Here is a 12800-nt window from a genome sequence, read left to right as displayed (position 1 = left end):
TGCCGTTGCCGGAATTGCCACCGCCGCCATTGTTGCCGCCGTTGCCGTTGCCGGAATTGCCACCGCCGCCATTGTTGCCGCCGTTGCCGTTACCGGAATTGCCACCGCCGCCATTATTGCCGCCGCCGCCGTTATTGCCGCCGCCGCCACCGCCGCCGCCGTTATTGCCGCCGCCGCCACCGCCGCCGCCGTTATTGCCGCCGCCATTGTTGCCGCCGCCGTCGTCACTGCTGCCGCCGCCGTTATCACCGTTGCCTGAAGCGCCAAAGGTGTCGCTGTCACTATCGCGATCAGATGCAGCCGTGGACGCCGTTGGCAAATCAGTCAGGACAGCCGCAAAAGCCGGACAACTATCAAGTGTACGGGCCAGAATGTCCTCGAAATCAGCTCGGCGTTGGATATAGCGCAACATGCGCGTATCGACGACTGAGCAGCCGCACAACGTTTCTGTCGATACCGATTGTCGGGCTGTTTTGATGTTGCATCTTTCCGCCTGCGCCGCGCTGGCGGTGATGAACGGTAATGTTGCTGAGACAAATACAAAAGATAATAAATGGGATTTCACGCGCATGGCGCCGCTCCTTCAGAACTCGTTACTAACACTATTGCACTACAGTTTGTGCTTTACGTTTTGGTACATCAATTGTGCCATACTTCAACCACAATTACACCTATTTTGGGTCACATTTACAAGAGGTGTTTAATTTGAATTAATATTAGGAACAAATTTTACGCGAAAAAAATACACTTAAAACAAAGAGAAAGCCCGCCAAAACGGCGGGCTTTTCGTATATTTGCGCAGTTCATGCGCGCACAAATTTGTCAGATGTGTGGCATTGTTGCAATTGTGGCAACTATACTTAAGGGAGACTCAAGCAGACTTCGCCATACGCTTGCGTTCATGCGGGTCCAGGAAGCGTTTGCGTAGACGAACAGCGTTTGGGGTGACCTCAACCAATTCATCATCATCGATATAAGCAATCGCCTCTTCCAGCGAGAACTGAACGTGGGGCGTAAGCCGTACGGCATCGTCAGATCCGCTTGCGCGGACGTTGGTCAGCTTTTTACCCTTGAGAGGGTTTACTTCCAGATCATTGTCGCGCGAATGCTCACCGATAACCATGCCCTGGTAAACGTCGGTTTGTGGGGCAACGAACATGCGGCCACGCTCTTCCAAGTTCCACAGGGCATAAGCCACGGCCTGACCCTTCTCCATCGAGATCAGAACGCCTGCGCGACGGCCCGGGATCGGGCCCTTGTGCGCGGCCCAGCCGTGGAACACGCGGTTCAGAACGCCGGTGCCACGTGTGTCTGTCAGGAACTCGCCATGATACCCGATCAACCCGCGTGAAGGGACGTGTGCGATGATCCGGGTTTTGCCTGCACCGGCGGGGCGCATTTCGGCCAATTCACCTTTGCGTGCACCGGTGATCTTTTCGATCACCGAGCCCGAAAACTCGTCATCGACGTCGATAGTGACTTCTTCGATAGGTTCCAGACGCTGGCCTTCTTCCTCACGGAACAGAACCTGCGGGCGCGAAATGCTGAGTTCGAACCCTTCGCGGCGCATATTCTCGATCAGAACGCCCATTTGCAATTCGCCACGACCCGCGACCTCAAACGCCTCGCCGCCGGGGGTATCGGTGATGCGGATGGCGACGTTGGATTCGGCCTCTTTCATCAGTCGGTCACGAATAACGCGGGATTGGACCTTTTTGCCGTCACGACCTGCCAGAGGGGAATCGTTAATGCCAAAGGTCACAGTGATGGTCGGTGGATCGATGGGCTGGGCGGGCAGGGCTTCTTCGACCTGCGGGGATACCAACGAGTCCGCAACAGTGGCTTTGCTCATCCCTGCGATGGTGACTATGTCCCCAGCTTCGGCCACGTCGATGGGTTGCTGCGCGAGGCCACGAAACGCCAGAATTTTCGACGCGCGGAAGTTCTCGATCAGGGTGCCATCGCGGGACAGCGCCTTGAGGCTGTCGCCCGCCTTCAGCGTGCCGCTTTCCACGCGGCCGGTCAGGATACGGCCGATGAAGGGATCACTGCCCAGCGTGGTCGCCAGCATGCGGAACGGTTCGTCCTTGCGTTCGGCCTGTTGCGGGGCAGGGACGTGATCAACGATCAGGTCGAACAGCGCGGTCAGGTCCTTGCGCGGTCCGTCCAGTTCCATATCTGCCCAGCCCGAACGGCCCGATGCGTACATTGCCGGGAAGTCCAGTTGGTCATCATCAGCGCCAAGGTTGGCGAACAGGTCGAAACATTCGTCCAGCGCGCGGTCGGGTTCGGCGTCGGGCTTGTCGACCTTGTTCAAAACGACGATCGGGCGCAGTCCCAGCGCAAGCGCCTTGGAGGTCACAAACTTGGTCTGAGGCATCGGGCCTTCGGCGGCATCGACCAGCAGTACCACGCCATCGACCATGCTGAGAATCCGCTCAACTTCGCCACCAAAATCGGCGTGGCCGGGGGTGTCGACGATGTTGATGCGCGTGCCCTTCCACTCGACCGAGGTGGCTTTGGCCAGGATGGTGATGCCACGCTCGCGTTCAAGATCGTTGCTGTCCATGGCGCGTTCAGCCACAGCTTGGTTTTCCCGGAACGCGCCGGATTGTTTGAGCAGCTCATCCACCAGGGTCGTCTTGCCGTGGTCCACGTGAGCGATGATTGCGATATTGCGCAGGTCCATGAGAGGTCAGCCTTTGAACGGGAAGTTGCCGCGCGCATAGCGTGGTTTGACCAAATAGACCAGCCCTAACCGGCGATCAGTGGCCGGCCGTCTTGGAAAACAGGTGAATGATCAGGATTCCGGCCAAAATCATGATCAACCCAATGACGGCTGGCCAGTCCAGCCTTTGCCCGAAAACAATGAAGCCGATGATCGCGATCAGAAAGATGCCAAGCCCGGACCAGATCGCATAAACAATTCCGACCGGCATGTATCTTAGCGTCAGGCCCAGCAGGTAAAAAGCAATGCCATAGCTGACAACCACCAGAACGGAGGGCCAGAAACGACTGAACTGTTGGCTGGCTTGCAGGGACGTTGTGCCGATGGTCTCTGCGATGACCGCCAGCAACAAGATCAGATAGGCTTTGGGCACGGTAGGTGTCTCGACAAATGTTTTGCGAGGTTGAGCATGAAAACGGCAAAGCGAGCAAGCAAAATTTCGGATTCTCGACATGCGCAATGACGTTAAGGCAAAAACACTAGCCATTTGGGAAGTATGGATAACCTGACTATTTTTTGACCCTGGGTTATGTTAAAAACGCGTTGTTTTTTAATGATTTTTGTTTTCCAGGTTACATCGCATGACTAAATTTGCAGGAATAATAGTTTTTGTTTCGGCTTTGATCGTGGTGCTTGGGTGGCTTGCTGGCGGGGGGTCCGTCGACAAAAACGCGGCCAAGTTTGTTGAACGGTTAGATAGTTTTCAGGTTTGAGCGCCTGCCGAAACAAGGGAAAAAGAGGCCTTTGCGCCTCTTTTTCTTTTCCTACATGGTTGCCGTGGCAGCGAAGTAGGCATCTAGCTGGGGTTGCAGCCACGCCCACAAGTCTGGTGCGCCGCGTTTGACCGGAGTGCCGACACGGGTTTCGATCTGCGCATAACTGACATCATAATCCACCCATGATCCGCCGCCCGTTGCCAGGTTTCCGACTGGTGCCTGAAAACGGTCAACTGCCTTGGCAAAGCGGGCATCGGGACTGTCGGCTGCTTCGAACTCATGCCACAGAGACAGAAAGGTCGCCTTTTGATTATCCGGTAGCATCCCGAACAGGCGCTCTGCTGCGGCTTGCTCTTCGGCTTCTTGGGCCGCGTGGTCGACATGACCATGAATGGGGTTATCCCCGGCGTCGATCTCAACAACATCATGCAGCAGAAGCATTTGTAAAACGCGGTCAATGGACACATCGCGTGCTGCGTATTCGGACAGAATCCAAGCGTACAGCATGATGTGCCATGAATGCTCGGCCGAATTCTCGAACCGCTCACCGCTGAGCAGGCGCGAAGCCCGGTAGACGGATTTCAGTTGGTCGCTTTCGGCAAGAAATCCAAGGCGAGCTGAGAATGAAGTCTGTGCAGGGGTGTCTCCGTTCAGCAGGCATTGCGCTGCGGTATAGGCGTCTGGAAATTCGGTCTTCAGATAAGCGGCCCGCCCGCCGTTCAGATTGTCCTGAACAATAGCTTTGTGATCCGCCCTCGGGGCCGCGGCGCAGAGGACCTGAAACATCGGCTGGCAGCGATCAAGGGATTTCGCGAATCTGGCGTCTTGGGTCTGATCGGCCTCGAACTCTTGCCACAGGTTCAGACAAGCCTCGGCCTGATCTTCGGGCAAAAGATCGAACAATTCTGACGCGGCGGCTTGCTCGGCCCGTTCGACCGCTTGCCAATCGGTTTGCAGATGGATCGGATGATCGCCGACAATGATTTCGACCAAATCATGCAGCAACAGCATGCGGATGACCCGATCAATGCTGACACCTTCATCAGCCAAGGGTTGCATAACCAGCGCCCAAAGCGCGAGTTGCCAGCTGTGTTCTGCCGCGTTTTCAGCGCGGGATTGATCCAGAAGAAAATTCGCGCGATCGACCGATTTCAGCCTGTCCACGCGTTTGAGAAATTCGATTTGCGCGGACAGTCTGTTTGTCATTGTTTTTCGATCGCTTTCAATTTGGAGCGGTGATCCGAGAGCCTCTGGATCACGAACTTGCGGGCTTTGCGCTCGGCCAACCGCACGCGAATTTCGGTCAGGAAGGCTTCTTCCAAAGTCTGCGAGGACGCACCCAGATGTTCGCCCACTTCGACAAAGAAACGGTCGTCGCCGGTTTCATCCATCACTTTCATTGTGTCCTCGGCCAGCTTGGCGGCCAGGGTGGTGATGGTGTCAGACATCAGCGTGTGTTCTCGGTCAGGCGGCGTTTCACATAGTCGCTGACATCGGTCATCAGAGTATCCATGTGACGATCCTGGAAGAAGTGATCGGCGCCATCAACCTCGTTATGGGTGATGGTGATTCCCTTTTGTTCGTGCAGCTTGTTCACCAGCGAGGTTGTGTCCGCAGGTGGTGCCACGCGGTCGGCTGATCCGTTGATGATCAGGCCCGAGGACGGGCAGGGTGCCAGGAACGAAAAGTCGTACATGTTTGCAGGGGGTGACACGCTGATGAAGCCGGTGATTTCCGGGCGCCGCATCAACAACTGCATGCCGATCCATGCACCAAACGAGAAACCCGCGACCCAGCAGTGTTTCGAGTTGTTGTTCATTGACTGCAGGTAATCCAGCGCCGAGGCTGCGTCGCTCAACTCACCAACACCCTGGTCGTATTCACCCTGGCTGCGACCCACGCCACGGAAATTGAACCGCAAAACGGTAAAGCCCATATTGTAGAATGCGTAATGCAGGTTGTAGACAACCTTGTTGTTCATGGTCCCGCCAAATTGAGGATGCGGATGAAGCACGATGGCGATCGGTGCGTCTTTTTCCTTTTGCGGGTGGTAGCGGCCTTCCAGGCGGCCTTCGGGTCCGGGAAAAATCACCTCGGGCATGTGTGCTTTGGTCCTGTCTTTTTCTTCTTGGTGCCGGGATATACTTGACGGTTATCGTCAGGCACCTTAGAACGGTTCTAATAATTTTGCATTGCGCAATGCGCTGCCCGTCGGAGATACGCACTGGCAGCGGCGGCGTCAATGTTTTCGCGCGGTATCGACCAAAAGGGGACGAGAATGAAGCTTTCGACCAAGGGTCGCTACGCGATGGTAGCTATGGCCGATATCGCCCTGCAACCGACAGATACGCTTGTAACGCTGAGTGAGATTTCTGAGCGGCAGGACATCTCACTGCCTTATCTTGAGCAATTGTTCGTGAAACTACGCCGTGCCGATCTGGTCTCATCGGTTCGCGGACCGGGTGGCGGGTATCGGTTATCGCGGTCGCCTTCGGAAATTCGCGTGGTCGAGATTCTGTCGGCGGTCGACGAAACAGTGGATGCGCTGCAAAAAGGCGCAGGGGCTTCGGGTGCGTCATCAGGAAGCCGGGCGCAATCGCTAAGCAACCGTTTGTGGGAAGGGCTAAGCGCCCATGTTTATGTTTTCCTGCATCAAACCCGGCTGTCGGACGTAATCAGAAACGATTTGGCCCCGTGTCCCGCGGTTCCGAGCCTGTTTGCAGTGGTGGACGAGTGAGATTATGCACTTGGTCTATGAAAACGCGATACCACTTCGCATTCGTGAAAAGGTGACTCCATGAGTCGTGTTTACCTGGATCATAATGCCACGACTCCTTTGCGCCCCGAGGCCAGAGAGGCGATGATCGCGGCGATGGAGGTTTGCGGCAACCCGTCTTCGGTGCATGCCGAGGGACGAGCCGCCAAGGCCTTGATCGAGAAGGCGCGGGCGCAAATCGCGGCGGCCTTTGGTGCGGATGGGGCGGATATCGTATTCACGTCGGGTTCCACCGAGGGGGCGGCGCTGACGTTACGCGGGCGTGGCCTGCATGGACCTGCTGTTGAGCATGACGCGGTAAGATCCTGGATTACAGAAGACTTGCCAACGGACGCCTCGGGCCGCGTTCAAGTCTCCGATCCTGCTCAATCGACCTTGCAGCTGGCGAATTCGGAAACCGGTATCGTGCAGGCTTTGCCTGCGGGGCTTGCCGTAACCGATGCGACGCAAGCTTTTGGAAAACTACCGGTGGCCTTCAACTGGCTGGGTGCCCAAATGGCGCTGATCTCAGCGCATAAATTGGGTGGCCCCAAGGGTGTTGGTGCTGTTGTGATGAAACGCGGCACGGATTTGCCTGCCCAAATCCAAGGCGGTGGTCAGGAAATGGGGCGCCGGTCGGGTACCGAAAATGTCATTGGAATCGCGGGCTTCGGGGCCGCAGCAGAAGCCGCTGCACGGGATCTTGCCAATGGGGTTTGGGACAAGGTCAAAGAAATTAGAAATATTCTAGAAAATGCCCTTGAGGCCGGTTCTAAATTGACTATTTTTGTCGGGAAGGATCAGGATCGCCTGCCTAACACATTGTGTTTTGCCACTCCGGGATGGAAAGGCGAAACACAGGTCATGCAAATGGACCTGGCGGGGTTTGCCATCAGCGCGGGTTCTGCCTGTTCCAGTGGCAAGGTGCGCGCCAGCGCGGTCCTCACGGCAATGGGGTATGATGAGGTCACGGCAGCCAGCGCAATACGCGTTTCGCTGGGACCTTTTACGACGAAAGAAGATGTGCTGCGTTTCGCCGAAACGTGGCTGGAAAAAGAGAAAAAGCATCGCGCGCGTGCCGCGTGACTTGACGGAGTGAAGGAAATGGCCGCTTTGGACCAGACCCAGGTAAAAGAAGGTGTCGATCAGGAAACCGTGGACGCGGTGCGCGAGGCTGGCACTTATAAATACGGCTGGGATACCGATATCGAAATGGAGTACGCGCCCAAAGGTGTGAACCCGGATATCGTTCGACTGATCTCTGACAAAAACGAAGAACCCGAATGGATGACCGAATGGCGTCTGTCGGCCTTTGAACGCTGGACCAAGATGGAAGAGCCGACCTGGGCGATGGTACATTACCCCCCGATCGACTTTCAGGACCAGTATTACTATGCCCGTCCCAAGTCGATGGAAGAAAAGCCAAAATCGCTGGACGAGGTCGACCCCAAACTGCTGGCCACCTATGAAAAGCTGGGCATTCCGCTGAAAGAACAGATGATTTTGGCCGGCGTCGAAGGCGCCGAGAATGCGCCAGCCGAAGGCCGTAAGGTCGCTGTGGACGCGGTATTTGACTCGGTCTCTGTTGGTACGACCTTCAAGGATGAGCTTGCCAAGGCCGGTGTGATTTTCTGCTCGATCTCTGAGGCGATCAAGGAACACCCTGAACTGGTTAAGAAATACTTGGGCACTGTGGTTCCGGTATCCGACAACTTCTATGCCACGCTGAACTCGGCCGTATTCTCGGACGGATCGTTCGTTTACATCCCGCCGGGTGTTCGCTGCCCGATGGAGCTGAGCACCTATTTCCGCATCAACGCCGAAAACACTGGTCAGTTCGAACGCACGCTGATCATCGCCGATAAGGGATCATATGTGTCCTATCTGGAAGGCTGCACCGCGCCGCAACGTGATACCGCGCAGTTGCATGCCGCTGTGGTTGAGATCATCGTCGAAGAAGATGCTGAAGTTAAATACTCGACCGTTCAGAACTGGTTCCCCGGTGATGAAAACGGCAAGGGCGGTATCTATAACTTTGTGACCAAGCGGGCGGATTGCCGGGGCGACCGGTCCAAGGTGATGTGGACGCAGGTCGAAACCGGCTCGGCCGTGACCTGGAAATACCCGTCCTGCATCCTGCGTGGCAATGAAAGCCAGGGTGAGTTCTATTCGATCGCGATTGCCAACAATTATCAGCAGGCCGACACCGGCACGAAGATGATTCACTTGGGCAAAAATACCAAGTCGCGCATCGTGTCCAAGGGCATCAGCGCGGGCAAGGCGCAGAACACCTATCGCGGGTTGGTCTCGATGCACCCGAAGGCGAAGGACAGCCGGAACTATACGCAGTGTGACAGCCTGCTGATCGGCGACAAATGCGGCGCACATACGGTTCCGTATATCGAGGTCAAGAACAACTCGAGCCGTGTGGAACACGAAGCGACGACATCCAAAGTGGACGACGATCAGCTGTTCTACTGCCGCCAGCGCGGTATGGACGAGGAAGAAGCCGTGGCCTTGGTCGTCAACGGGTTCTGCAAGGACGTGCTGCAGGCATTGCCGATGGAGTTTGCCATGGAAGCGCAGCAGCTTGTTGCGATCTCATTGGAGGGCTCGGTCGGTTGACCGGTCGAGCTTGACTATCGGCAACTCTAAAAGGTCATTCCTTGTGGAAACAGCTGCAGATTTCAAAAGATGGGTTAGAAGCTCCAGACGCTCTGGCGTTTTTAGAGCTACAGCGGGGCAGGTGGTTCGGGCTCGGGTTCATGACCGAACAGTCTTTTTTTCCGTGATCAATCCAAAAGATACGATACAAAAATGTCACTTTGGGGGTGCGTTCTACGAAGTCGAAGAGCTTGGGATGATTTCAGAACACTTCCCTGTTGGCGGCAGTTTTTTGGATATCGGCGCAAATGTCGGGAACCACAGCCTGTACTTGGCGCTGTTCCTTCACGCGTCTCTAGTAGTTCCTGTTGAACCCAATCCTGTGGCTGCCGAGATTTTGGTTAGCAACCTCCACTTGAATGGGATGGAAAGTAAGGTTGATTTCAACTGGGTTGGGTACGGTGTTTCGAACGAGGCACGCTCGGACCTTGGTGTGTCTTGGAACGCCAGGAATTTGGGTGGGGGTAAACTGATTGAGCAACAAGGGTCTATTCCCGTTGTCCCGGCTGCAGAATTGGTAAAAGACCGCTCATTCGACTTTATAAAAATTGACGTCGAGGGTATGGAAATCGCCGTTCTGGAAAGTCTTTTACCCAGTTTGGGACAAAATCGCCCTGTGATTTTTGTCGAAGTGGATGACAAGAATGCCACCGAATTCCACGAACTGATCGCGACCAATGGTTATGAGGTGGTCGACCAGTTCAGGCGCTACCGCGTTAACGAAAACTTCCTGATCAAACCCAGCGAGGGACCGGCAAAGGTCGCTAAGTCTGCATAGCCATCAGGTAGAAACCAAAATTCAAACAAGGCGGCAGGCAATCAAACTGGCGCGAAAAGAGGAAAAATCATGCTGGAAATCAAGAACCTGCACGTACAGCTTGAAGACGAAGACAAGCAAATCCTCAAGGGTGTGGACCTGACGGTCGAGCCTGGCAAGGTACACGCAATCATGGGACCGAATGGCTCGGGCAAATCGACGCTCAGCTATGTGCTTTCGGGACGTGACGGCTATGAGGTCACCGAAGGTACGGCGACGCTGGACGGCGAAGACCTGCTGGACATGGAGCCAGAAGAGCGTGCTGCCGCTGGCGTCTTTCTTGCGTTCCAGTATCCGGTCGAAATTCCCGGCGTTGGCAACATGACTTTCCTGCGCACAGCGGTAAACGCTCAGCGTAAAGCGCGCGGAGAAGAGGAGTTGTCAGCGGCAGACTTCCTGAAAGAAGTCCGCGCTAAGGCCAAGACGCTGAAAATCGACGCCGATATGCTCAAGCGTCCGGTCAATGTTGGTTTCTCGGGCGGTGAGAAAAAGCGTAACGAGATCCTGCAGATGGCTATGCTGGAACCCAAGATGTGCATCATGGACGAAACCGACTCGGGTCTCGACGTGGATGCGATGAAGCTGGTGTCCGAAGGCGTGAACGCGCTGCGCAACGAAGGTCGCAGCTTTTTGGTCATCACCCACTATCAGCGGCTGCTGGATCACATCAAACCGGACGTCGTACACATCATGGCCGACGGTCGTATCGTGAAGACCGGCGGACCCGAGCTGGCGTTGGAAGTTGAACATAATGGCTATGCCGACATTCTGGCCGAGGTGAACTGATGGCTTTGCCACAAGAGAAACTGACCGCAACCGAGGAGCGGCTGGCATCCCTGGCCATGCCCGAGATGTGCGGATGCACCCGTGCCGCACGCGAGGATGCGCTTGCGCGTGTGCAAGAGATGGGCCTGCCTGGCCGTCGCGATGAGTACTGGAAGTACACACGTCCTGATACGCTGATCTCGGCTCAAGCACCGCGCGCCGAGGTTTTCGATGCGGGCGAGCCCATGATTTTCGAAGACATGGACAATCTGAAAATTGTCTTCGTCGACGGAGTATTCAGCCCCGAGGAATCCGATGATCTGACACTTGAGGGTGTGATGATCGACCGGATCGAGGATATCTGCGGCAAGGATATTCACTGGGCCAAAGAGCTGTATGGCGCGTTAGAGAGCCGTGGCCAGACCCCAGTGCCGCGTCCGCTGGCTGCGCTGAACACAGCCTTTGCCAAAGATGGTGTTGCCATCCATGTGACAGGCAAACCGTCCAAGCCGATCTGCCTGATGTATCGTCACGCCTCGGAAACATCGGACGCGATGCTGCATCACGTGATCCGTGTCGAACCAGATGCCGAGGTCACCGTGCTTGAGGTTGGTCCGGCCGCGTCGCGCTTTAACAAGGTGATGGAGATCGACATCGCCAACAATGGGACGCTGCATCATGTGCGCGCGCAAGGTCGCGATCATGAACGTCGGGCAATGACTCATATGTTCGCCCGTCTGGGAACGGAATCGACCTATAAGTCATTTACCCTGACCGCAAACGGCGTTCTGACCCGCAATGAGCAGGTCGTGGAACTGACCGGAGATGATGCGGTTGCCCATGTGGCAGGTGCATGTGTCGGAGACGGTGATTTTCACCATGACGACACAGTGTTTATCACCCATGACGCGGTGAACTGCGAAAGCCGCCAGGTGTTCAAGAAGGTTCTGCGCAACGGTGCGACCGGCGTCTTCCAGGGTAAGATCCTCGTGAAAGAAGGCGCGCAGAAGACCGATGGCTATCAGATCAGCCAGTCGCTTCTGTTGGACGACGACAGCCAGTTCCTCGCCAAGCCCGAGCTTGAGATCTATGCCGATGATGTGGCCTGTTCACACGGCTCGACCTCGGGCGCGATTGACGAGACGGCTCTGTTCTACCTGCGATCACGCGGCGTTCCGGTCAAAGACGCAACCAACATGCTGACACTGGCCTTTCTGGCCGAAGCGGTGGACGAGATCGAAGACAGCGAAGTTGCTGAAAAGATCGTGAACCGTTTGGAAGATTGGCTGGCGCGCCGCAGCTGATGCCAGTCACATCGGATATCGTGGCCACGTACCGGGGGCCGGGGCGCGTCGTGCGTCGGCTTCTGGGTTTGGGGCAGCGGGAAGACAGAGCCTTGGTCTTTGTCATGGGGTTTTGCGTGGTGGCTTTCATCGCACAGCTTCCCGGCCTCGCGCGGCGGGCGCATTTGGAAGGGCTTGAGCTGAACGCGCTGATGGCCGCGGCTTTGCTAGGCACTGTTTTCATACTGCCGTTGCTGTTTTACCTTCTGGCGTTCGTATCTTACGGGGCCGCTCGTTTGGTTGGCGGTCGCGGCACGGCTTACGGTGCTCGTCTGGCTTTGTTTTGGGCTTTACTGTCGTCGACACCATTGGTGTTGTTGAACGGTCTGGTGGCGGGTCTCATCGGGCCAGGACCTGCGTTAACCCTGGTAGGGGCAGCCTGGTTTGGCGTGTTTATCTGGTTCTGGCTGGCGGGCCTGAGACAAACACAAAGGCAGGTGGAATGAATTTCTCGACCCTAGGTAACATTGCGGTCCTGACGCTGGTCAACCCGGCTGAAGCGGCCCGGCACCTATTATCCTTTCGCGTCGGGCGCGAAGTTCTGTGGCTGGCCTTCTGTCTGGCCGTCGTTTTGAATGGGCTGGTGCAGTTTGGGATCGAACATCTGGTTCCTTCGCCGGAAGGCCTGAATGTTCCTGCACCCGAACCGATTTTCATGAGCCTTATCCGCTCGGCCGCCCTAATGATGTTCAGCATTGCGGCGTTCCTGTTCGTCGGGCGTTTGCTGGGCGGGCGCGCGTCATTCGACGAGATCATGACGCTGACGGTCTGGTTGCAGTTCCTGCAAAGCGCGGCGATGTTCGTAACGCTTGTGCTGGCAATTTTCGTTCCGGTTTTGATGGTGCTGTTTTTGTTTGCCACAGCGCTGGTGAGCCTTTACGTCACGCTGCATTTCCTCAATGAAGCGCATAAGTTCGGAACGCTTTGGAAATCCTTTGGGGTCATAGTGTTGTCTGCGTTGATCGCAGCCCCCTTTGTCCTCGCTTTAACACCAAGCGGCCCGGTATAGGGA

Annotated in this window: 14 protein-coding genes; 8 read left to right on the top strand and 6 right to left on the bottom strand. The window is 56.0% G+C overall.

Translation table 11 applies throughout. The annotated features are described in order from the left end of the window. The 6 genes from ACR0B8_RS05190 to ACR0B8_RS05165 all read right to left on the bottom strand — a co-directional run. Positions 1 to 571, bottom strand: a 571-nt coding sequence (locus ACR0B8_RS05190) for a hypothetical protein (protein WP_480657602.1), incomplete at its 3' end; no start/stop codon positions are given. Positions 572 to 871: 300 nt separating this feature from the next. Further along, on the bottom strand, positions 872 to 2689 hold the full coding sequence (gene typA / locus ACR0B8_RS05185) for a translational GTPase TypA (RefSeq protein ID WP_170348758.1): 1818 nt from the start codon (positions 2687 to 2689) through the stop codon (positions 872 to 874). Positions 2690 to 2765: 76 nt separating this feature from the next. Then, positions 2766 to 3101 (bottom strand): DMT family transporter, encoded by a 336-nt coding sequence (locus ACR0B8_RS05180; RefSeq protein ID WP_226688434.1) that lies wholly within the window; start codon positions 3099 to 3101, stop codon positions 2766 to 2768. A gap of 391 nt (positions 3102 to 3492) precedes the next feature. Further along, positions 3493 to 4650 (bottom strand): HD domain-containing protein, encoded by a 1158-nt coding sequence (locus ACR0B8_RS05175; RefSeq protein ID WP_480657604.1) that lies wholly within the window; start codon positions 4648 to 4650, stop codon positions 3493 to 3495. Continuing rightward, the gene (locus ACR0B8_RS05170; RefSeq protein ID WP_170348755.1) at positions 4647 to 4892 is read right to left on the bottom strand and encodes a hypothetical protein; all 246 of its coding nucleotides are present in this window, start codon (positions 4890 to 4892) and stop codon (positions 4647 to 4649) included. Before ACR0B8_RS05170 ends, ACR0B8_RS05175 begins: the two co-directional genes overlap by 4 nt. Beyond that, entirely contained in the window at positions 4892 to 5545 is a 654-nt protein-coding gene (locus ACR0B8_RS05165) for an alpha/beta hydrolase (protein ID WP_170348754.1), read from the bottom strand. The genes ACR0B8_RS05170 and ACR0B8_RS05165 overlap by 1 nt, the downstream gene beginning before the upstream one ends. A gap of 177 nt (positions 5546 to 5722) precedes the next feature. Here ACR0B8_RS05165 and iscR point away from each other — a divergent pair, with 177 nt between their 5' ends. From iscR to ACR0B8_RS05125, 8 genes are all read left to right on the top strand, one after another. Next, positions 5723 to 6181, top strand: a complete 459-nt coding sequence (gene iscR, locus ACR0B8_RS05160; RefSeq protein ID WP_170348753.1) for a Fe-S cluster assembly transcriptional regulator IscR — start codon at positions 5723 to 5725, stop codon at positions 6179 to 6181. 60 nt (positions 6182 to 6241) lie between these two features. Then, positions 6242 to 7285: a cysteine desulfurase family protein gene (locus ACR0B8_RS05155; protein WP_170548962.1), complete on the top strand. Its 1044-nt coding sequence runs from the start codon at positions 6242 to 6244 to the stop codon at positions 7283 to 7285. A gap of 18 nt (positions 7286 to 7303) precedes the next feature. Beyond that, positions 7304 to 8824 (top strand): Fe-S cluster assembly protein SufB, encoded by a 1521-nt coding sequence (gene sufB, locus ACR0B8_RS05150; RefSeq protein WP_170348751.1) that lies wholly within the window; start codon positions 7304 to 7306, stop codon positions 8822 to 8824. 43 nt (positions 8825 to 8867) lie between these two features. Beyond that, complete coding sequence (locus ACR0B8_RS05145) at positions 8868 to 9641, top strand: FkbM family methyltransferase (RefSeq protein ID WP_226688436.1); 774 nt, start codon at positions 8868 to 8870, stop codon at positions 9639 to 9641. A 69-nt stretch (positions 9642 to 9710) separates the two neighbouring features. Beyond that, positions 9711 to 10466, top strand: a complete 756-nt coding sequence (gene sufC, locus ACR0B8_RS05140) for a Fe-S cluster assembly ATPase SufC (RefSeq protein WP_170358524.1) — start codon at positions 9711 to 9713, stop codon at positions 10464 to 10466. Further along, a complete protein-coding gene (gene sufD / locus ACR0B8_RS05135) occupies positions 10466 to 11749 on the top strand; it encodes a Fe-S cluster assembly protein SufD (RefSeq protein ID WP_170394134.1) in 1284 nt (427 codons plus the stop codon). The genes sufC and sufD overlap by 1 nt, the downstream gene beginning before the upstream one ends. Further along, the gene (locus ACR0B8_RS05130) at positions 11749 to 12234 is read left to right on the top strand and encodes a YIP1 family protein (RefSeq protein ID WP_480657607.1); all 486 of its coding nucleotides are present in this window, start codon (positions 11749 to 11751) and stop codon (positions 12232 to 12234) included. Before sufD ends, ACR0B8_RS05130 begins: the two co-directional genes overlap by 1 nt. Continuing rightward, entirely contained in the window at positions 12231 to 12797 is a 567-nt protein-coding gene (locus tag ACR0B8_RS05125) for a YIP1 family protein (protein ID WP_170358522.1), read from the top strand. The genes ACR0B8_RS05130 and ACR0B8_RS05125 overlap by 4 nt, the downstream gene beginning before the upstream one ends. The last annotated feature ends 3 nt before the right edge of the window (positions 12798 to 12800 follow it).

Source organism: Ruegeria sp. BH6 (genome assembly GCF_056538105.1).
The sequence above is the reverse complement of the archived record's forward strand: the minus strand, read 5'-3'. Positions and strand labels throughout refer to the sequence as shown.